This window comes from Mangrovimonas sp. YM274 (assembly GCF_030908385.1).
In the GTDB taxonomy this organism is placed as follows: domain Bacteria; phylum Bacteroidota; class Bacteroidia; order Flavobacteriales; family Flavobacteriaceae; genus Mangrovimonas_A.
The window spans coordinates 3,367,761-3,390,038 of the sequence record NZ_CP133091.1 but is presented as its reverse complement, the minus strand read 5'-3'; the positions used below and the strand labels follow the sequence as shown (position 1 = coordinate 3,390,038).

Genomic DNA, 22,278 nt, shown 5'->3' with positions numbered 1-22,278 from the left:
TTTAGTGATCTTTTCCTAATTCTATTGCACGGTTAAAGGCAGCATATGCCGCATCTTGTATTAACTGTTTTACATTGTTGTCCTCCATAGAGTCAATAGCTGCTTGAGTAGTACCTCCCTTAGAAGCTACTCGGTCTATCCACCCTTCAGGAGAAAGATTGGACTGATTGAAAAGTTCAATGGCGCCTTCAAAGGTGTTGCTTACCAGTACTTTCGAGTCGTAGTCTGAAAAGCCCATTTTTTGAGCGGCTTCAAGCATGGACTGCATAAAGTAAAATACGTAAGCCGGACCACTGCCCGAAATACCTGTGGAAGCATCTATATATTTTTCGGAATCTACATGAATGGAGGTTCCAGTGGTGTCTAATAGGTTTCTTACAAGTATCAATTCTACTTTTGATACTGGTTCCGACTCCGTATAGGAGGTAACCCCTTTCCCAACTTTTGCAGGAAGATTGGGCATAGTTCTCACCACTTTTGATATCCCAAGATGTTCTTTGATGAAGTCAATGGTAACCCCAGCCATTAGGGATACAAATATTTGGCTGTCATTGATCATAGGTTTCATTTGCTCAAAAAGCGCTTCACTGTGATATGGCTTTACGGCTATAAAAACCAGGTCTGCATGGGGTAAACAATCTTCCAGATTGTCATACACCTTAAATTTTGGATCTTTCTGTAATGTTGTAATTTTTTTTGGGTCAGTGTCATAGATGTTAAGCTTGTGTTTTCCCAATAATGGCGAAGTTGCCATTCCTTCAGAATAGGTTAAACCCATGTTTCCTGCTCCAATTACTAATACTTTCATTTGATTTTTTGTATTGATTATCAATATTGTTTGGCTAAATAGCCACAAGGACCGTGCGGAAGTGCCAAAAAAATAAAGGGATTTAAAAAATCATGAATTTGACAACTATGGGGTATATACTTGAAGGATTGTTAGGTATTTAAATGAATTGTTGTGGATTTTATAATTTGCTAAGACTGTAAGAATTGCATTTTTATGACATTATGACCGATTTTGGCAGTTACAAAGGATGGGAAAAAAGAAAAGCCTCGTAGAAAATACGAGGCTGTATGTGTTTTTGATGATTTGGTAAATGTTCGTTTATCAGTACTTTATGGTTTTAGCGTTTCTCTTCTAAACCTCTTGTTAACCACCCTCTTCTACTTGCAGTTGCCAATGCATAGGGGGTAATCCAAAATAACCCAAAGGTGTAAAAGATGCTATAGGTATAGGCCCAAACAGCTTCTTTGATTTCATATTTTGACGAGTAAAAGATTACTGAAAATGTTGAAGTTATCAAAATGCTTAATAGTGTGGATCCTAAAAATAACAAGGGATGCGTTAGTACAAATAACAACATGAATAGCATAAAAGGGACGCTCATTAAGATTCTAGTTGATTGACTTAGAAATAATAAACGGCTTCCAAATTTATTGCCTTCCTTAAAGTTGGTGAATACATACTTAGCCATTGCAATGTTTTCTCGAACGTTGCTACGTCCCCAACGTATGAACATTTTATAAAGGCCTCTATATTGCTCAGGCACGTTAGTATAGGCTACGGCATTTCTTTGGAACAATACATGTTTACCTTGTTTTAAAATCATGTTGGTCATGGCGCGGTCTTCACCTATATCAGAAGGTTGTCCCATAAAGGTTTGATTGATCCATTCAGGTAAACATTGGTGAACGGCTGTTTTTCTGTAGGCGGCTAATGCTCCAGGTGTACATAAAACCGAGTTTAAGGTACTTTCGGCTGAGCGAACAAATTCAAAACTCATTACAAAACTAACGTCCAACATTTTTGGAAGCATTTCCTTTTTATTGTTCAGCACACGGATGTTTCCTGCCACCGCTCCACAATCTTCGTTATTTACAAAGGGGCTTACCAAATTTCTAAGGGTATCAGGTTCTACTACAGAATCACTGTCTACGGTTACAAAAATGTCTCCGGAGCCTATATTAAAACCACGATACAGCGCATGACGTTTCCCTTGGTTTTGTGGTTGTTTATAGATATCTAAACGATCTCCTAGTCTCTTTTTTGCCTTAATCATCCAATCCCAAGTGTCATCCAAACTTCCATCATCCACAGCTAAAATTTGAAGTTTTTCTTTTGGGTAGTCGCTGTCGGCTAAACTTATAAGAGTGTCCCATACATGTTTGCTTTCGTTGTAAGCAGGCACTATTACAGTACAGGAAGGTAATTCTTTGTCACTTACAGAAGCTACAGGTTTGTATTTAAAATATTTGTAGGCAATAAAAAGGAAATAAAAAATTTTAAAAGCAAATAGTACAGAGGCAATTGTTAGAAATGTAGCTCCTACAATGTTGCGTCTACCCGCTGCGTTAAATTGTTCAAAATCGCTATGGAATACCGAGAAAAAGTACAGGCCGATAAGGATGAGTATAAAGGTACTTATTAAGGTTAGGCTATTATTTGAATTTTCGTTGTTGGTCTTTAATTTGTGAAGGGTGAGTTTGATTGTCTCCATCTGTCGTTCTATCATTTAATTAATACATAGGTTTTTAGATATTAGATGTACGGCAATGGAGGTGGTTTAGATGTTTTTTTAGTTTATTTTAAGATAAAAGTTTTAAAAGCGTAAGAAAGCAAATGTTAATAAAGAAAAAACCTCAAACAATTAATTGTTTGAGGTTTTTTAGGTTTTAAGAAAAGACCTTAGTTAGTCTTTCTTGTCTTCTCTAGGTCTTCTGTCGTCACGACGGTTGTCGCGGTTGCGGTTGTCACGTCCACGATTGTCACGAGATCCTTTATTGTCTCTATTGTTATCTCTTGGAGGTCTTTCTTTAAAACCTTCTGGTTTTGGTAAGATTGCTTTGCGAGATACTTTTTCTTTTTTGGTTCTAGGATCGATTCCGAAGTATTTTACATCAAAAACGTCTCCCATTTTAACAACGTCGCTAACATTTTCGGTGCGTTCCCAAGCCAATTCGCTTACGTGTAACAAGACTTCGTTTCCAGGGGCCTCGGTATATTCTACTACGGCACCAAAATCCAACATCTTGATTACTTTTACTTCGTAAACACTTCCTACTTGAGGTTTAAACATCAAGGCGTCGATTTTAGCTAATACTTTGTCGATACCTTCTTGATCTGTACCAAGAATTTCTACGATACCTTCTTCTGTCACAGGATCTTCGTTGATAACGATTGTTGTCTTGGTTTCTTTTTGAAGTTCTTGAATCACTTTTCCTCCAGGTCCAATCAAGGCTCCAATAAATTCGTTTGGAATCACTCTTGTTACCATTTTTGGAGCGTGAGCTTTCACATCTGCATTTGGAGCAGCAATAGTATCTGTAAGTTTTCCAAGGATATGTAAACGTCCTTCGCGAGCTTGCTTTAAGGCTTTAACCAAAATCTCATAAGACAGTCCTTTTACTTTAATATCCATTTGGCAAGCAGTGATACCGTCTTCAGTACCAGTTACCTTAAAGTCCATATCTCCTAAGTGATCTTCGTCACCTAAAATATCTGATAATACAGCGTAGTTTCCAGATTCAGCATCAGAAATCAATCCCATTGCAATACCAGAAACAGGTTTGATTAATTGCACACCGGCATCCATTAATGCCATAGTTCCTGCACATACAGTTGCCATAGAAGACGATCCGTTACTTTCCAATACTTCAGAAACAACACGAACCGTATAAGGACAGTCTGCTGGTACCATACGCTTAAGTGCACGTTGAGCCAAGTTTCCGTGCCCTACTTCACGACGAGATGTTCCTCTAATTGGACGAGCCTCCCCAGTTGAGAAAGGAGGGAAGTTGTAGTGTAAATAGAAACGCTCCTCACCTTCAAACGATGGCATGTCAATCATGTTCGCTTCTCTTGAAGTTCCTAAGGTTACAGTCGCCAAGGCTTGAGTTTCCCCACGAGTAAAGATTGAGGATCCGTGAGTAGATGGTAAATAATCTACTTCACACCAAATTGGACGAATGTCTGTAGTTTTACGGCCATCCAAACGTAACCCTTCGTTTAAAGTCAAGTCTCTAACGGCAGCTTTTTCAGCTTTGCTATAATATTTGGAAACCAATCCACCTATATCTTCTAATTCTTCTTCTGTGAACGTTGCTAAAATTTCTTCTTTGATTTCGGCAAAGGCAGCGCCTCTTTCGTGTTTTGAAGAACCTGCTTTGGCTACGGCATATACCTTGTCATAAGCCATGTCGTGAATTTTCTTAGCTAACTCTTCATCTTCTCTTTCCGGATCATATTCACGAGTTTCTTTTTTACCAAAAGCTTCAGCTAATTTTAATTGAGCCTCACACTGAACTTTGATAGCAGCATGTGCAAACTCGATAGCCTCCACCATTTCTTCTTCAGAAATTTCACTCATTTCACCTTCAACCATCATTACGGAATCCGCAGAAGCACCAATCACCATATCGATATCTGAAGCTTCCAATTGCGATAAGCTAGGGTTGATGATCAATTGTCCGTCAACACGTCCTACGCGTACTTCTGAAATTGCAGTTTCAAAAGGAATGTCAGACAATTGAATGGCAGCAGAAGCGGCCAATCCGGCCATAGCATCAGGCATTACCTCTTCGTCATGAGACATTAACTGAATCATTACTTGAGTTTCAGCGTGGTAATCTTTTGGGAATAGTGGACGCAATACACGGTCCACCAAACGCATAGTCAAAACTTCACCGTCACTTGGTCTTGCTTCTCTTTTGAAAAAACCACCTGGGTAACGTCCTGCGGCTGCGAATTTTTCGCGGTAATCTACCGTTAAAGGTAAAAAGTCTACATCACTTTGTTGGTAATTGGAAACAACAGTACATAATAACATGCATTTTCCTGATTGAACAACGACCGAACCATGGGCTTGTTTTGCCAATTTTCCGGTTTCGATAGAGATTTCTCTTCCATCTCCAAGGTCGATGACCTCTCTAAAAACTTGTGGAATCATAAATATTTTATTCTAATTAAACAATGGTCGTTGTGTTGTTGTAGTTGTTGTGATGACCAATGAAAAACTATTATGAGCTTCTTATGCGAATTTTAAACTCTTTCGCTTGAGCTAATATATAAATAAAAAAAAGAGGCATAAAGCCTCTTTTTACAATTATTTTCTTAATCCTAATTCTTTAACGATAGCACGGTATCTTAAGATATCTTTCTTAGTCAAATAATCCAGCAAAGAACGACGCTTACCTACTAGTTTTACCAAAGAACGCTCAGTGTTAAAATCTTTACGATTCTTTTTTAAGTGTTCTGTTAGGTGGTTAATTCTGTAAGTGAACAATGCAATTTGCCCCTCAGCACTTCCTGTGTCATTTTTCCCAGTTCCGTACTTTTCGAAGATTTCTTCTTTCTTTTCTTTACTTAAATACATTCCAATATTGTTTTAATGATTTTTATGTACTATGAAAGGGTTTCTTTCAAGCGGCAAATATAGTAATTTTAAATCATTTATAAGATAATGATCCAAAAAATGATTTTTTAATAATTTTTGTGCTGCTTGAAAGGTGTCTATCATTAATTGTCTTTTTGGATTATTCTATAACTAAACGTTTTGTACCTAAAACTGTGGCTCCCCTTTTTAGGCTCACCAAATAAATGCCTGCTTTTCCATCAAGGTTGATTTGCTTTAGGGTTGTACCGTTGCTAAGAGATGTTTGAAGGATAGATCTTCCTGTAATATCGGAAACTTCAATAGTGTCAGCTTGAAGGTCATTGTTAAACTCTACAAAGAAAGTCCCCGCCGAAGGATTAGGATACATATGCATATTATTTGTCACAGTAAGGTCGTCAATACCTAAAGATAGGTCCATAGGAGATGACCCGAAAGAAATCAAGAAGGAATTTACTTTTAGGTGTGGGTTGTAGCCGTCATTACAATCTTCGCACCCTGTAACACCGCTAATGCAATCTGGATTGCTAGGGTGGCAATAGTCTATATAACTCTCGTCGAAAACATAATCAAGATCAACTGAAGAATTGTTGATATATGGGGTCATGTCGTATTCAAAAAATTGAGCAATGCTTCCTGGGCACCATCCAGCTCTATTGTAGTACCAAGTTCCGTATTGTGGGCTACAATTGTCAGGGTTAGGATCGCAGTCCATCCAATTGAGTTGGGTAAAAGTTTGCTCGTCGTCTACCCAAATATGATGGGTATTTTGTTTGAATTCTGCAGCATTTCCCGTATTACTGCCACCCCAACCATGTCCAGTAGATACCAGCTTGATTTTGGCAGATTGTGTGTTTTCGGGAAAAGTTTTGGTCAAATCTTCAGTAGGTTGTAAGTTGGCCATATCTCCAAATTGATAGGTGCCATGCCATAGTTTTTGAACTTGACTGTATGCATTTTCTGGAGTTCCTGGCGTATAACTCAATTGTAGTGTGTAAAGAAAACCATTTCCTGTGGTTCCAAGATTCACTCTGAATTTTGTTTTTCCACGTAGTAAGGACATGAAATCGGTAAGGTCAATTTCGTGTTGACAGCTTACGCCGTAAGGAGTTAAATAACGAATGATTTCATACCATTGACCATCTTTGCCTAATACCTCAATAGAAGAGATTCTATCCCAAGGATCGCAGCCACCTGCAGGGCAGTCTATAAAAAGAGTTCCCGAAATGTCATTAAAAGCACCAACAAAACTTGGGAGGTCCGTTTCTACAGTAACAGAAGGGACGTCACCATAAACCCATACATCTTCAGTAGCATTAATTGTTTGGGCAGATGTTGTTGAGGTCAAGTTGAAAGTACTTGTATGGCTCCCTTCGGCTCCAAAATTGTTGGTAGAGGTAACTTCTAGATTATGGTTTCCAAAAGAGCTAGGTGTCCACCATCCTGTATAATAACCGTTTCCGTAACTCGTTAAGGATATTTCTTCACCGTCAACGGTTGCGGTAATTGATGCAATTGAAAATAGTTCAGTATATGGTATGTCTGCTCTAAAGGCAATTTGAATGGGCATTAAGCTTGAAGTGTACGCGTTTCCAGCTAAGGGATGTAATATTTCAGCTTCAGCTAAAACAGCATCTGGATCTAAAACAGCAAAGGTAATCACGATGTCTTCTGCTGGCTCATAGATGTCATTTCCTGGTTGACTCGCCTTAACGGTAACCTCTCCGGCAACACCGTCTAGAGTAAGGATATCTCCATTAATTGTGGCTGGACCTGAAATGATTTCATAAGTGATAGGAAGATTGGAATTAACTGTTGCTTGAAGTTGAAAAGGAGTGTCTGTAATTAACTTTGAAGGAATTTGAGGGAAATTGATTGCCTGAAAAGTAGCTTCTAATTCGCCATTGAAATTGGAGGTGTCTCCATCGAGGGCAAAATTGTTTAAAGTAGCATTTTTATTTTCCTCTCCGCTAATGTCCATCAATTGTGTGATGCTAGTGTTGTTTCCCCCTGGGGTTCCTTGGTTGAATTTGTAATAAACTTGAAGGTTGGCTTCATCGCCAGTCAATTCATTGGCAATCATGTCCTGAATTTCGGCTTGTGTCAAGGCCTTGTTCCAGAGGGATACTTCATCGGCTCTTCCTGGAAATACAAAGTTGTAACTTGCTAGAATGGATTTTCCTATTGTAAAGGGTCTGTCGGTAGATGAAAATACACCAGATGCAGGGGTTGTAGCTATAGAAACACCGTCAATAAATAGTTCAAGGGAAGTTTGGTTATATACCCATGTGACATGTTGCCATTGCCCTGCTACAATGGTGCCGTCAGGAAGCGTTATATTATGAAACCCTGCTGTTGTCACCAATCGGCATTCAAGACCTCCATTAGATTTTTGGTTCACATACATTTCGCCATCACCGGTTCCACCTCCTCTAATGCCCATCATGCCTTGGGCATAGCCTAGTTCATCTGTATAGAACCAGCCTGCCATGGTAATGGTGTTACTGCCATTGATAAACTGTGCGCCATTAGGTAAAGAAGCATAATCATCAACACCGTCGAAGTGAAGGTATTGATTGGATTGGGACATTCCCATAAAGAATGTCAAAAACAGTAGACTAAAAAGTAGTTGGCTTTTTAGGGAATAGGTATATTTCATGCTAAAAATTTGGTTAATTGTACGGCAAGTTACCAATTAGGATATTTTTTACAAGAAATATTGGTAAGCTGTTCAGTTAAATCTTTTTAACATTGGATGAATTAGGAAAAGGGATTGGAAGTAAATGGAAATAAAAAAAGCGACCTGAAAAGGTCGCTTTTTTTATTATGCCCTTAAGGGCTGATTTGTGATTAAGTCAATGTATTGGTTGACTTTGTTTTTAAGATTCTTTCTATGCGAAATAAAATCCAAGAAACCGTGTTCCAACAAGAACTCTGAAGTTTGGAATCCTTCAGGCAATTCCTGACCTGTGGTGTCTCTTACAATCCTAGGACCAGCAAAACCTATCAAGGCTCCCGGCTCTGCAATGTTGATGTCTCCCAACATGGCGAATGACGCCGTAGTACCTCCAGTAGTTGGATCGGTACAAAGAGAAATGTAAGGGATTTTGGCCTCTGCCAATTGTGCTAACTTCACAGAAGTTTTAGCTAATTGCATTAAGGACAAAGCGGCTTCCATCATACGGGCACCTCCAGATTTGGAAATGATCATTAATGGCACATTGTTTTTTAGGGAATAATCTGCAGCGCGGGCAATTTTTTCACCAACAACGCTTCCCATAGAACCTCCAATAAACGCAAAATCCATACAGGCAACCACCAAGTCTTTCCCTTTCGATTTACCAACAGCTGTTCTTACAGCATCTTTTAATTTGGTCTTCTCTTGAGCTGACTTTAAACGGTCTGGGTATTTTTTGGTATCTTCAAATTTTAAAGGATCTTTAGAAGTTAGGTTTGCATCCAGTTCTTCAAACTTATTGTCATCGAATAAAATTTCGAAATACTCCTTGCTCCCAATTCTTACGTGATAATCGTCTTCTGGACTCACATAAAAATTCTTTTCCAACTCTTCTGTGTCTACAATTTTACCCGTAGGGGATTTGTACCAAAGGCCTTTGGGGGTGTCCTTTTTTTCTTCGGTAGTGGTAGTAATCCCTTTTGTTTTTCTTTTAAACCAAGACATTAAAACTAATTTTAGTTAATTATTTCGGGTGCAAATTTATAAAGTATTTACATTATTAAGGTCTTCAAATGCCTTTTTTAATCGTTCTACAAACGTATTTTCTCCTGAACGCAACCATACTCTAGGGTCGTAGTATTTTTTGTTTGGTACGTCGTCACCTTCTGGATTACCAATTTGAGCTTGTAAATAGTCTTTGTTATCCGCCATATAATCGCGAATTCCGCTCATGAATGCATATTGCATATCAGTATCAATATTCATTTTGATAACACCGTATCCAATAGCCTCTCTAATTTCTTCAACAGTAGAACCTGAACCGCCGTGGAATACAAAATCGATATGGTTGTGAGGTACATTATATTTTTCAGAAATATACTCTTGAGAGTTTTTAAGGATTTTTGGAGTCAATTTTACGTTACCTGGTTTGTAAACCCCGTGTACATTTCCAAACGCAGCGGCAATAGTAAATTGATCACTTACTTTGCTCAATTCTTCATAAGCATAAGCTACCTCTTCTGGTTGTGTGTATAATTTTGAATCATCAACATCGGTGTTGTCAACCCCATCTTCTTCACCACCTGTAATACCCAACTCGATTTCCAAGGTCATTCCCATCTTGCTCATGCGCTCAAGGTAGGTCTTACAAATTTCAATGTTTTCTTCTAGAGGCTCTTCACTTAAATCGATCATATGAGAGCTGTATAGAGGTTTTCCTGTTTCAGCAAAGTGCTTTTCACTAGCATCTAACAAGCCGTCAATCCAAGGCAATAATTTTTTTGCACAGTGGTCTGTATGAAGGATTACTGGTACCCCATAGGCCAAGGCCATTTCATGGATGTGTTTAGCACCTGCAATAGATCCGGCAATAGCTGCTTTTTGCCCCTCATTGCTCAATCCTTTACCGGCATTAAATTGTGCACCTCCGTTAGAAAACTGGATAATGACAGGGGCATTAAGTGCTGCCGCTGTTTCCAACACACCATTGATGGTGTTAGAACCAATAACGTTGACTGCTGGAAGGGCAAACCCTTTTTCTTTGGCAAGTTTGAAAATTTCCTGAACTTCTTTTCCTGTAGCAACTCCTGCTTTGATATTGTGACTCATTTTTAGTGTATTTTATGTTGAAATAGTAAGTTCAAAAGTAATCAATTTTTTGCACATCTAGGACTGAAATTGAGCATTGTTGCATTAAAATTGCACTAAAACGTTATCGCACTAAATAGAAAAAAAGAGGTTAGAAAGGGTAGTTAATTCCTATGTTATAAACGGCATTTGCGAAATTATAATCTTTAAACCAACGTTCGCCCAAATCGTATGAAGGGTCATAGGTTTTAAAACCAATATCACTTCTTAACACGAAAAAACGGAAGTCGTAACGTAAACCAATTCCAGACCCAATAGCAATATCTTTTAGAGAATCAATATCACTAAAAGTTGCTTTGTCATCATTAACATTATCGGCAATATTCCAAATATTTCCGGCATCAACAAACACTGCTCCGTTGAGGTTGCCCAAGATATTAAAGCGTTCTTCAAGACTTAGGGTTATTTTCATATTGGCTTCGTTGAATTCGTTGATGGATTGCGAACTACCCGGTCCAAGGTTATAGGCGGTCCATGCTCTAATGTCGTTAGGTCCACCGGCAAAGAAACTTTTGGAGAAAGGTATGCTATTGGAATTGCCATAGGGGATGGCCATACCTAAATAGCTGCGTACAGCAACTATATTTTTTTTACCGATATCCCAATATTTTACGTAATCAAGTTCGCCCTTTACATATTGCGAAAAGGCTACGCCAAATATTTCGTATTGGTCATTTGCATTTTTTTGAGAGCCGCTCCATCTTGAAAATGTATTGAGTAAGGGACCCGCAAGTTCAAATTTAAAACGGAAAATAGAAAAATCATTATCAAAGATATTTTCTCTTTTGTTCAATACATAATTGAAATTGGATGCCAAAATAAGGTTGTTTTCGGTCAAACGGTCTTTACGTTCATTTATGGCAGAAACAGTTTCGAAGTCATCGTCGCTAGGCGTCAGGGAAGTATTCCCCGTTAAAACGTCATTTATAAATTGATCTGTCTGGCCAGGATAATCCAAGTCGTTTCCGTTATTGTAATCAATGCTTCCGGCAATGTCGTTTAGGGTGTTGTAAGAGTTTTGGTAAACTCCAAAGTAATTGTTTGGGTTAAGATTTTTTACAAATTGAAGATTGAAAAAATCCAGGCTATTGGTTGTTCTTTTGGAAGGATTCCATTTATAATTTAAAGTTCCATTTAAGGTTTGTTTGTCCAATCCAATATTTCTTTGTGTGGTGGCGCCAATTGAAATACGAGTGCTGGGCGACATGTATTTAGGAATGATTTTATTGGTTCTGATTGGGAAGAAAATGCGAGGAATGGTGAGTTTGATATTTCCTCCGGCTTCATTAATGTCAAAAAATTGATCTTGAGCAACAGAGGCGTCTTTGGAGGAGCCAATAGATCCTAAGGCCGAAACTTCCAACCTTTCGGCACCTCGAAATACATTTCTAATAACCAAACCTCCTGTAAATGAAAGGCCAATGGTTTGTATGTTACTTTGACTGATATTAAAGTCATACCCTAGGTCATATTTCTTCTTGGGAGATAAATAGATGTTAGCTGTAAGGGTTGTGTCTTTCGGATTCTCGATATACTCAATATTGGGGTATCGAAATACTTGTAAATCGGTTAAGTAGCGATAGGTTCTTGTTCGGTCTAAATCCCTAAAAAGTTCTCCTTTTGAGATAAAGATCGCATCGGTAAGGGCTCTTGGGCGATACCGTAATTTATCGTAACTGAACAATTTATACCCTTTGTATTCTACCGAATCCAGTGTCGCGGATTCCTTGTTTTCATAGGTGTAGTCCGTATAAATATTAACCTCTTTAATTTTGTAGATTTTAAAAGGAACCCTGGCTATGGAATCTTCGTATCGAATACTTCTATTCTTGATGATAAGGTCGGTATATACCTTTTTGCTGGAGCCTATGGTATCAATATCATAGGAGATATAATCTTGTCCAAAATGAAAGAGCCCCGAATTTCTGAAGGCTGTTGTTAGGCGTTCTCGCTCGTTGGTGAAATTGGTTTCTTTGTATTGGTCGCCTGATTTTATCAAGGATTCCTTTTTTAAGTTTTGGTATAAGGAATCAACTACCGGTGAGGCAATTTTCTCAGAAATGCTGTCTAGAATATAAGGCTGGCCGGTTTCAACAAAATAAGTAATGCTGGCCCGTCTGTTATCCGTTTTGGCAATACTATATGAGGTTTGTACATCAAACCAGCCGTTACTAATAAAATAGCGACTGAGGTTGGTGGTGGTTTTTTCGGTTTTGGGTAAATCGACAATTACTGGAGCTTCTCCTGTTTTCTTCAGCCAATTGTTAAATGCTAATCGAGATTGTATATCTTTATCCAACTGCTTTCTGGAAAGCAATTGCGTTTTCCAAGCTAATTTTTTAGGGTTGTTGTAAATTTTGTCTTTAAGGATAGAATCCAAATTGGGTCTTGCCAAATTGTAAATGTGTAAGCGCAAAGGGTAGCCTAAAAGTTTTCCGTTTGGTTTTTGATAATAGGAATTGTTGATGGCCTCGGTGTTTACCTTTTTTCCGTTGACCATAGTAGTATTTCCTGAAAGCAGAAATTGATCTTCACCAACACGCTTCATCACATTACAGGATGCTAGTAGGTAAGCGAAGGAAAGGAAAACCAATATATATTTAAAAGTTTGCTTCAAACAGAAATCGTTATAAGGTCAAATTTATGGCATTGTTGCTATAGCATATCAAAAATTACTCCAAAAAAGCATTACTTTGTACGGTAGTTACAACGATAACAAAAGTAAAGACATTTTGATGTTAACAAAGAGCCAAATAAAATTAATTACAAGTTTAGCACAAAAAAAGAACCGCACTAAGGAAGGTTTGTTTGTAGTAGAGGGGATTAAAGGGATTGGAGAGTTTTTAAATTCCTCTTTGGACCTCTATAAGTTGTATACTACTGGGGCTGATTTTGGAGTTGCTTCAGAGCAAGTTGTAGCTATCTCCGAGCAAGAATTGAAAAAAATCAGTACTCTAAAAACTCCCAATACTGCTCTGGCTTTGTTTAGGATTCCTAATCCGCAGCCCATAGAAAATGGTGGTTTAATAGTGGCATTGGATGATTTAAGAGACCCAGGTAACCTTGGTACAATTATCCGTTTATGCGATTGGTTTGGGGTGAAAGACTTGGTCTGTAGTTCAGCAACGGTAGACTGCTTTAATTCCAAAGTTGTGCAAGCGACTATGGGATCTTTGACCAGAGTGAATATAACGTACTTGGATTTACCTTCTTTTTTGAAAAACGTACAATCAGAGGTTTTTGGAACTTTTATGGAAGGCGCTAATGTCTACAGTCAAACCTTACCTACTAAGGGAGTTTTGGTAATGGGAAATGAAGCCAATGGTATTTCTTCTGAAATTGAACAACTGGTAAAATCCAAACTCAGTATTCCACGTTATGGTAATTTACAAGCAACCGAAAGTTTAAATGTAGCTACCGCAACAGCTATCTTCTTGAGTGAATTTAGAAGAGGAAAATAATAAAAGGGTTGCTTTTCTATTGAAATGTAAAGTTAACGAATACTCCTCTAGTCTTCATGGTGTGTACATTGCCTGTCCATGGGCTATCAGGATCTCTATCCTGAATAATTTCGTTATTTAGAGCAAACACGCCTCTAATAGATGGCGTAAACTTGAACCAGTACAAGTAAAAGTCGATACCAAACCCTAATTCGTAGAATACCATATTCCTTTCCGATCTAAATTCTCCCACCGAGTTGTCGTCTGGGTTTTCTTGGTTACTGGAAAGGTTAATGGCTGTAGAGAAACCGCCAACAATGAACGGCTTGAAATTGTTAATACGTTTGGTGGAGAATTTCAGTAGCAAAGGGAAGTGCACATAAGTAGACTTGACTTCGCGAAGCAAGTCTGATGCGTTATAATCCATGCCTTGGAAATAACTAGGATCGTATTGTAGATTACGTTGCGTAATGTACAGTCCCGGTTCAAAACGTAGGTTTAAATATTCATTGATACGCAAATCTGAAATCAACCCCACATTAAACCCCACTGTGTTGTCAACCAAAATATCCTTTAAATCTTCTTCATAATTAAATTGAAAATCATAACTGTTGAATCCTAAAAAGAAGCCCCAGCTTAGACGTTGTTTGTCAAAATTTTCATTGTTCTTGATTTTTTCCTTCGTGAACAATTGCGCAGACGCTGCCTGGCTTAACAGAAACAAAGAGAAAATAAAAACTACTTTTTTCATTGAAGATTTAATTTACAATCAAAGGATGCTATACCGTCACTTTATTTTTTGGAAGCAGTATAAATGGTGGCTGCTCCAAAAGTTTGGGGTTTGTTACTGACATCTATAAACCCAATTTTACGCAAAATATTGTTCAACGCTTCTCCATAAGGGAAAACTGAGGCCGATTCACTTAAATAAGCATACGCCGATTGGTCTTTAGAAAAGACCCTGCCAATGGTTGGTAAGATATATTTGGTGTAAAATTTATAGCCTTGTTTAAAGGGTGTTTGTGTAGGGACAGAGGTTTCCAAAATGACAAAAACACCATTTGGTTTTAGAACTCTTAAAATTTCGGAGAGACCTTGTTCCAAATTTTCAAAGTTACGGACTCCAAAAGCTACTGTTATCGCGTCGAATGTGTTATCCTGGAAAGGAAGGCTTTCAGAATCTCCCAGAACCATGGAAATGACATTGTCCAAGTTTTTGGCAGCTACTTTTTTCCGTCCAACTTCTAGCATACCATCGCTAATATCGAGGCCTATAATTTCCTTAGCTCCAGATTTGGTAAGAGTAATGGCCAAATCACCTGTGCCGGTAGCAATGTCCAAAACTTTAACAGGCTGTTGCTTGGTTACAATATCCACTACTTTATTACGCCATTTTATGTCAATTCCAAATGAAATTACACGGTTAAGTCCGTCATACTCTTTAGATATGGTGTCAAACATTTTTGTGACCTGTTGCTTTTTGTTCAGGTCACTGTCTTTATATGGCTTCACTTTTGTGGACATTTAATCTTTTTTTGGCAAAACTACATAAATTTTCATGTCTATTAGGTCTAAGAGGAACTAAAAATATGTGCAATTATTGGTTTTAAATATTTTGATGTGAATTAGTTATAGTGTTGAATTGCTTCTGTAACATTAGGTTACGGGTCAATACAGGGATTAAAAACTTATGAATATAAAATTATGCTATATTTGTTTTGCTTTTTTGAATGCTTTTCTTGTTTCCAATAGGAGGCAATATTAAACCAATAGTTGCATTCTTTTTGCATCTCAAGCTATATTGAACTACTAAAACAAAACAGATGAAAATAATTATTGCTGGAGCGGGTGAAGTTGGATTTCATTTGGCAAAATTATTATCCTACGAAGCACAAGAAATTACCCTTATAGATACAGATAAAGAAAGTTTGGCATATGCCAACAATCATTTGGACATTAGGGTGATTAGAGGAGATGCTACATCTATTGCTATTTTGAAGGATGCTAGGATTAAAACAGCGGAATTGTTTATTGCGGTAACATCTTCGGAAACTACAAATATTACGGCGGCTGTTTTGGCAAAGCAATTAGGAGCTGAGCGCACTATAGCTAGAATTGCAAATTCTGAATTCCTAGAGCAAAAAGATGAGGTTGGATTTACCAAGTTTGGTATAGACGAGTTGATTTCGCCAGAAGACCTTGCGGCGTCTGAGATTGAGTTGTTATTAAATCAATACGCTTTTAATGATAGCTATGAGTTTGAGGACGGGGCTTTAACTATGTTGAGTTTACGATTGTCCAGAAATGCGGCCTTTGTGGACAAAACGGTAAAGGAAGCTGCAGAGGTGCTATCAGAAATCCATTTTGTACCCATTGCCATTCAGCGTTATGGAACCCAATATACCATAATTCCTAGGGGGGATACCTTGTTTAAGGAAGGTGATAAAGTGGTTTTTATAACCTCTGCGGGTGGTGATGAAGAGCTGTTTGAACTTTCAGGAAAGGTAAAGATAGATGTAAGGGATGTTATGATATTGGGAGGAAGTAAGATTGGTTATAAAACAGCCAAGGATTTATGTGCGAGTAAATTCAATGTAAAACTTATTGAAAAGGATAAAAATATAGCTTTTGAGTTGGCCGATGAATTGCCAAATGCGTTGATTATTAATGGAGACGGAAGAAATGTGGAACTTTTGGAAGAAGAGAATATTGATAGTCAGGATGCTTTTATTTCGGTAACGGGAAATTCAGAAACTAATATCATGTCCTGTTTGGTGGCTAAATCGAAAGGTGTAAAGAAGACCATTGCCCTTGTGGAAAACATGGATTACTTTCAGCTGTCCCAATCTATCGGAATTGATACATTGATCAATAAAAAGCTTTTGGCTGCCAACAATATTTTTAGATATATAAGAAAAGGGGAAGTGGTGGCAATGACCAAACTTAACAATATGAATGCTGAGTTGTTGGAGTTTGTAGTGAATCAAAGCTCAAAGATAAGTGATAAATTAATTAAGGATTTGGACTTTCCGCGCTCGGCCATTATTGGTGGAGTAATTCGTGATGGTGAAGGTTTGATTCCATTAGGAAACTTTAAAATTTCTGCAGGAGATAGAGTGGTGGTATGTTGTTTGCCTAGATCTATTGTAGAGGTAGAGAAATTTTTCTTTTAAAGAGTAGCTGTAACAATGAAGAAACTTAACTTTAAAATTATTTTTCACTTCTTTGGGCTATTGCTTTTGTTTAATGGGGGCTTCATGCTTATTTCTGCTCTCGTGAGTTCTTTGTATGGTGAGCCTGAGGCATTGCAGATATTCATGTCCGGAATTTTGGTGCTTTTGGTGGGGACATTTTTAATGGTGAGTACCAAAAACCATAGTAAGGAAATGAAAAAGCGTGAAGGGTATATTGTAGTTACCTTTGGATGGATTGTTATGGCCGCTTCGGGAGCTTTACCATATTTGCTGACCAATACCATTTCTACATTTACGAGTGCTTTTTTTGAAACCATGTCTGGATATACAACTACGGGAGCTACAATATTAAATGATATTGAAGTTGTTTCAAAGGGTGTGTTGTTTTGGCGAAGTACCACGCATTGGATTGGAGGTATGGGAATTATTGTTCTTGCAGTTGCCATTTTACCGCTATTAGGAATTGGAGGCATGCAGTTGTTTGCTGCCGAAGCTCCGGGTCCCAGCGCCGATAAATTACACCCTCGGATAACGGATACCGCAAAACGTCTATGGTTGATCTATTTTGGGTATACTGCTGCTGAAACTATTCTTCTTAAAGTTGCCGGGATGTCTTTTTTTGATGCTATCAACCATTCTATGAGTACACTTTCCACGGGAGGGTTTTCTACTAAAAATACGAGTGTTGCCTATTGGAATGCCCAACCTTTGATACAATATATTATCATTCTTTTTATGTTTTTGGCGGGAACCAATTTTGTCTTGAGTTATTTTGTGTTCAAGGGAACGGTGCAAAAAGCCATACGCGATGAAGAGCTGCGACTGTATTTTAAGTTTATTTCAGTATTCACAATTATAGCGGCTTTGATTATCTATTTTAGAGCAGATTTAGGGATTTCTTCCATTGAACACCCAATGGTTTGGGGACGTGCAGAGAGTTCTTTTAGGCATGCTTTATTTCAGGTGCTGACAGTTATTACCACTACTGGTTTTATAACAGCAGACTACACGCTTTGGACACCATTTTTGGTGGTGTTTTTCTTTGGATTGATGTTTTTGGGTGGCTCCGCAGGGAGTACTTCTGGAGGTGTTAAAGTAGTAAGACACCTTATTTTAATTAAAAACGGCTTTTTGGAATTTAAAAGAGCATTGCATCCAAACGCTGTACTTCCGGTAAGGTACAATAGCAAATCCATCCAAGGTGATATTGTATTTAATATTTTGGGGTTCTTTATTCTTTATATGCTGGCTTTTATAGTTGGGGGACTAGGCTTTTCTATGTTTAAATTAGACTTTGAATCCTCTATTGGTTTAGCGGCGTCTAGTTTAGGAAATATTGGCCCGGCTCTAGGAAAATTTGGTCCGGTGAACAATTATGCAGCGTTGCCATTGTTAGGGCAATGGTGGGCCTCCTTTTTAATGCTTTTAGGGAGATTGGAACTCTTTACAGTCCTCATTCTTTTAACACCTTTCTTTTGGAGGAATAGGTAGAGGGTTAAGCAGTCTAAGCCTTTTTTAAATTCTGGTTCTTTTGTTAGATGCTTGTGAATTAATGGTCTATGTAACAAAATATGTTTTTTAGCGTCATATGATATATAACCAATTAATCAAGCATCATGAAAACGTTAAAAGCTACACAAGATTTGGAACCTTTTCCCTTTTGGGTAAAAGAAAACAATTTAGGTTTATTGAATTCGGAGTACAAGCAAAGCGCTAAAACCAATTTCAGTCAATATTCTTACAATAAGCTATTCAGTTGTAGAAGTCGTATAGAGAAGAGATTGTTTTTCAAGACTTCGGATACTGCAACGATACTAAGAGTAATTCTCTTTTTTCTCGTATTTGTTTTACTTTTTTGGTAGGATCCCTGGTATTTCCTTATAACCGGATTCCTTTTTAGAGTCAACTTAGTTTTCTAGGTATTGGCCTTAGATTTCTTTTTTCAACATTTAAAATTTTCAGATATGGCACTAGGTGGATATATGCATAACGTGATTAAATACAATCAAAGTTTACGATTGGATAAGTCTAAACATTTCAAAAGAACTCTTGGGGGGTATAATTTGAAAAGGGACACTGAAAAGGTTGCTTATGAAAAACCATCTACTGGGTATTTAAAACGATTAAAAAGAAAACTGAAGAGAGAGCAGGAGCTAAGGGAATTTAAAATAGGAGTGGTTTTTATAGTTGGCTTTACCTTAATGTGTGCGTTGTTCGTGTACGTTATGTTTTAAAAAAAAGCATCCGTAACTTTAAAGGTACGGATGCTTGTATGTTTAATAAATAATTCTGGTTCTAGCTTAAAGCAGCTTTAATACGCTTAAGGGCTTCAACAATTTGTTCTTGAGAGGCAGCGTAGGAGATTCTAATACAATCGGCATTTCCGAAGGCTTCTCCGGTAACCGTTGCTACGTGTGCTTCTTCAAGTAAGTATAATGAGAAATCTGTAGCATTGTTTATGGTTTTTCCTCTTAAGGTTTTTCCAAAGTAATAAGATACGTTAGGGAACACGTAAAAGGCACCTTCAGGAACATTGGTTTTAAAACCTTCTATGTCATTAAGAAGATTTAAGATCAAGTCTCTTCTTACTTTAAATTCATCAACCATATATTGAATACGCTCTGGCGATTCGTTTAAAGCAGTAATGGTTGCTCTTTGTGCAATACAATTGGCTCCGGAAGTGATTTGTCCTTGCATTTTAGTACAAGCTTTGGCAATCCATTCTGGAGCACCAATATAACCAATTCTCCATCCAGTCATGGCGAAAGCTTTGGCAACACCATTAACCGTAATGGTACGGTCGTACATGCTTGGAATAGAAGCAAAACTAAAGTTTTTAGCACCATAGTTAATGTGTTCGTAAATCTCATCGGAAAGGATGAAAATATCTGGATGTTTCTCTAAAACTTCGGCCAAGGCACGGTATTCACTCTCGCTATAAATAGTCCCACTAGGATTGTTTGGAGAGTTAAAGAATATCATTTTAGTTTTAGGAGTAATGGCTTCTTCTAACTGTTGAGGTGTGATTTTAAAATCATTATCAATAGTAGAAGGTATTTCCTTGAAAGTAGCCTCGCATAAGGTGGCAATGGCAGAATAACTTACCCAATAAGGCGCTGGCAAAAGCACTTCGTCTCCAGGGTTAAGCAATACTTGCGCTACATTGGCAATGGATTGTTTGGCTCCTGTGGAAACAACAATTTGGCTAGGTTTGTAATCTAGATTGTTGTCTCTTTTAAACTTTAGGATAATGGCATCTTTTAATTCGGCGTAACCGTCTACCGGTGAATACGAATTGTAGTTGTCATTAATGGCTTGGATAGCGGCCTCCTTAATAAAGTCTGGCGTGTTAAAATCGGGCTCTCCCAAGCTTAAACCAATAATGTCGATTCCTTGGGTTTTTAATTCTCTAGCCTTGGCTGCCATGGCCAAGGTGGCTGAAGTTGGCAGACTGTTGATTCTGTCTGAAAGATGGTTTTTCATGTAAAAATCTGATTATGCTTATAATGCAGGCTTCATTCCCATCTCCTTTAAAAACCTGAAGTGGGCGATTATTGCTTTTCTTGTAGATTTATATTCGTTGTAAGGTAAATTAAATTCTTTAGCGGTTTCCTTTACAATTTTTGAAATGTTGAAATAGTGTACGTGGCTAATGTGAGGAAAAATGTGGTGTTCGACCTGATGGTTAAGACCTCCGGTGAACCAATTCACTATTTTGTTGGTACGTCCAAAGTTTACAGTAGTTTTCAACTGGTGGATAGCCCAAGTGTTTTTCATAGTACCGCCTTCTTCTGGAAGAGGCATCTCGGCTTCGTCCATAACGTGGGCCAATTGGAAAACGACACTAAGGATAAGTCCCGCCACATAGTGCATTACAAAAAAACCTAAAAGGATCTTCCACCATGCAATATCTAATATTAGCATTGGAATAATAATCCAAATGCACATGTAAATGATTTTTGAAATCACCAATTTACTCCAGTTCCAAACAGGATTAGGGAATTTACCATAGGATAATTTACGTTTCATATAACGTTTCATTTGCATCCAATCTGTAGTGATTGCCCAATTAAGGGTTAGCAAACCATATAGGAAAATGGAGTAGTAGTGTTGAAATTTATGGTAGCGCTTCCATTTGGTGTGTTTTGAAAAACGCAAAATACGCCCTGCATCCAAATCTTCATCATGGCCATGAATATTGGTGTAGGTGTGGTGCAATACATTGTGTTGCACTTGCCAGTTGTATACGTTTCCGGCTAAAATATAGATACTGCTTCCCATTAAGCGGTTGATCCATTCTTTATTTGAAAATGCTCCGTGGTTACCATCGTGCATCACATTCATGCCAACGCCTGCCATACCAATTCCCATAATTACTGTAAATAACAGCTGTAACCAGCCAGGGATATCCAATGTCAATAATAAAAAGTAAGGTGTCAAGAAAATGGCGAACATGACTATGGTCTTTACCCATATTTTCCAATTACCGGTGCGTTTTATGTTGTTTTCTTTAAAATAGTCGTTAACACGTTTGTTTAGCGTCCTGAAAAATTTGGCCGAATCTGTTCTTGAAAATGATAAAGTTTGCTTTGTCATAAGGCATAAAATTCTATTATACACTAATAAAAATGCATAGTGTATCAAAATGCAAATATAACTAATAAACGAGTGTAAGAGGTTATGAAAATCCTAAAAATTATCCACACAAAAATGTCTACTTTTGTAGAAAAATTTGATGAATGGAGCTTATTAAGAATTATTTTCCAGATTTGACCAAGCAACAATTGGAGCAGTTTGAAAAATTGGAATCCTTATATCAAGATTGGAACCTGAAAATTAACGTGGTTTCCCGAAAAGATATAGATGAATTGTATTTGCGACATGTGCTGCACTCCTTGGGGATTGCCAAGGTAATGCAGTTCAATCCAGGAGCAAATGTTTTGGATGTAGGTACAGGTGGGGGATTTCCTGGTATTCCATTGGCCATCATGTTCCCAGAAACAAACTTTCATTTGGTGGATAGTATCGCTAAAAAGTTAAAGGTGGTCAACGAGGTAGTTGAAGGCTTGGGAATAACCAATGTAAGAACAACACACAGTAGGGTAGAAGAGATTGATGAGCAGTTTGATTTTATTGTAAGCCGGGCCGTAGCCATTATGCCAACTTTTGTGCATTGGGTAAAAGGGAAAATTGCCAAACCACAAAATCATGAACTTAAAAATGGTATTTTGTATTTAAAAGGAGGCGATTTGAGCGAGGAATTGGAAAGTTATAAAACGGCTACTATTTACAATTTAACCGATTACTACAAGGAAGATTTCTTTGATACCAAGAAAGTGGTTCACTTGCCCCTAAAATATAAAGGCTGATTTATTAGAATTTTAAAAGCATAAAAAAACCAGAGCATTGCTCTGGTTTTTTTATGC

General features: G+C 37.8%; 17 protein-coding genes. 5 read left to right on the top strand and 12 right to left on the bottom strand.

Going from position 1 to position 22,278, the window contains the following annotated elements:
- Window position 1: 1 nt before the first annotated feature.
- From proC to RBH95_RS14845, 8 genes are all read right to left on the bottom strand, one after another.
- The gene (proC, locus tag RBH95_RS14880; RefSeq protein WP_307900356.1) at window positions 2-808 is read right to left on the bottom strand and encodes a pyrroline-5-carboxylate reductase; all 807 of its coding nucleotides are present in this window, start codon (window positions 806-808) and stop codon (window positions 2-4) included.
- Between the two features lie 319 nt (window positions 809-1,127).
- Entirely contained in the window at window positions 1,128-2,501 is a 1,374-nt protein-coding gene (locus RBH95_RS14875; RefSeq protein WP_307900355.1) for a glycosyltransferase family 2 protein, read from the bottom strand.
- A 192-nt stretch (window positions 2,502-2,693) separates the two neighbouring features.
- A complete protein-coding gene (locus RBH95_RS14870) occupies window positions 2,694-4,949 on the bottom strand; it encodes a polyribonucleotide nucleotidyltransferase (protein ID WP_307900354.1) in 2,256 nt (751 codons plus the stop codon).
- Between the two features lie 156 nt (window positions 4,950-5,105).
- The gene (gene rpsO / locus RBH95_RS14865) at window positions 5,106-5,375 is read right to left on the bottom strand and encodes a 30S ribosomal protein S15 (protein ID WP_053990235.1); all 270 of its coding nucleotides are present in this window, start codon (window positions 5,373-5,375) and stop codon (window positions 5,106-5,108) included.
- Window positions 5,376-5,535: 160 nt separating this feature from the next.
- On the bottom strand, window positions 5,536-8,052 hold the full coding sequence (locus RBH95_RS14860; RefSeq protein WP_307900353.1) for a LamG-like jellyroll fold domain-containing protein: 2,517 nt from the start codon (window positions 8,050-8,052) through the stop codon (window positions 5,536-5,538).
- A 165-nt stretch (window positions 8,053-8,217) separates the two neighbouring features.
- Complete coding sequence (gene accD, locus RBH95_RS14855) at window positions 8,218-9,075, bottom strand: acetyl-CoA carboxylase, carboxyltransferase subunit beta (RefSeq protein ID WP_076662240.1); 858 nt, start codon at window positions 9,073-9,075, stop codon at window positions 8,218-8,220.
- 36 nt (window positions 9,076-9,111) lie between these two features.
- Window positions 9,112-10,179 carry a class II fructose-bisphosphate aldolase gene (gene fbaA / locus RBH95_RS14850; RefSeq protein ID WP_307900352.1) on the bottom strand — a complete coding sequence of 356 codons (1,068 nt, stop codon included), beginning with the start codon at window positions 10,177-10,179 and terminating at the stop codon, window positions 9,112-9,114.
- Window positions 10,180-10,309: 130 nt separating this feature from the next.
- Entirely contained in the window at window positions 10,310-12,835 is a 2,526-nt protein-coding gene (locus RBH95_RS14845; RefSeq protein WP_307900351.1) for a BamA/TamA family outer membrane protein, read from the bottom strand.
- Between the two features lie 118 nt (window positions 12,836-12,953).
- On the opposite strand from RBH95_RS14845, the gene RBH95_RS14840 reads away from it, so the two are divergent.
- Window positions 12,954-13,679, top strand: coding sequence for an RNA methyltransferase (locus RBH95_RS14840; protein WP_307900350.1), 726 nt, complete (start codon window positions 12,954-12,956; stop codon window positions 13,677-13,679).
- Between the two features lie 16 nt (window positions 13,680-13,695).
- Here the strand turns inward: RBH95_RS14840 and RBH95_RS14835 are convergent, their stop codons facing one another.
- Window positions 13,696-14,409: a porin family protein gene (locus tag RBH95_RS14835; protein WP_307900349.1), complete on the bottom strand. Its 714-nt coding sequence runs from the start codon at window positions 14,407-14,409 to the stop codon at window positions 13,696-13,698.
- 41 nt (window positions 14,410-14,450) lie between these two features.
- Window positions 14,451-15,182 (bottom strand): bifunctional demethylmenaquinone methyltransferase/2-methoxy-6-polyprenyl-1,4-benzoquinol methylase UbiE, encoded by a 732-nt coding sequence (ubiE, locus tag RBH95_RS14830; RefSeq protein WP_307900348.1) that lies wholly within the window; start codon window positions 15,180-15,182, stop codon window positions 14,451-14,453.
- A gap of 299 nt (window positions 15,183-15,481) precedes the next feature.
- Here ubiE and trkA point away from each other — a divergent pair, with 299 nt between their 5' ends.
- The 3 genes from trkA to RBH95_RS14815 all read left to right on the top strand — a co-directional run bounded on the left by trkA (window position 15,482) and on the right by RBH95_RS14815 (window position 19,086).
- On the top strand, window positions 15,482-16,831 hold the full coding sequence (gene trkA / locus RBH95_RS14825) for a Trk system potassium transporter TrkA (protein WP_307900347.1): 1,350 nt from the start codon (window positions 15,482-15,484) through the stop codon (window positions 16,829-16,831).
- A gap of 15 nt (window positions 16,832-16,846) precedes the next feature.
- Complete coding sequence (locus tag RBH95_RS14820; protein WP_307900346.1) at window positions 16,847-18,343, top strand: TrkH family potassium uptake protein; 1,497 nt, start codon at window positions 16,847-16,849, stop codon at window positions 18,341-18,343.
- A gap of 473 nt (window positions 18,344-18,816) precedes the next feature.
- Window positions 18,817-19,086: a hypothetical protein gene (locus RBH95_RS14815; RefSeq protein ID WP_307900345.1), complete on the top strand. Its 270-nt coding sequence runs from the start codon at window positions 18,817-18,819 to the stop codon at window positions 19,084-19,086.
- Window positions 19,087-19,147: 61 nt separating this feature from the next.
- Here the strand turns inward: RBH95_RS14815 and RBH95_RS14810 are convergent, their stop codons facing one another.
- Together RBH95_RS14810 and RBH95_RS14805 are read right to left on the bottom strand one after the other, a co-directional pair.
- Window positions 19,148-20,335 (bottom strand): pyridoxal phosphate-dependent aminotransferase, encoded by a 1,188-nt coding sequence (locus tag RBH95_RS14810; RefSeq protein WP_307900344.1) that lies wholly within the window; start codon window positions 20,333-20,335, stop codon window positions 19,148-19,150.
- A gap of 18 nt (window positions 20,336-20,353) precedes the next feature.
- Window positions 20,354-21,448: an acyl-CoA desaturase gene (locus RBH95_RS14805; protein ID WP_307900343.1), complete on the bottom strand. Its 1,095-nt coding sequence runs from the start codon at window positions 21,446-21,448 to the stop codon at window positions 20,354-20,356.
- A 143-nt stretch (window positions 21,449-21,591) separates the two neighbouring features.
- Here RBH95_RS14805 and rsmG point away from each other — a divergent pair, with 143 nt between their 5' ends.
- Entirely contained in the window at window positions 21,592-22,221 is a 630-nt protein-coding gene (rsmG, locus tag RBH95_RS14800; RefSeq protein WP_307900342.1) for a 16S rRNA (guanine(527)-N(7))-methyltransferase RsmG, read from the top strand.
- Window positions 22,222-22,278 lie beyond the last annotated feature (57 nt).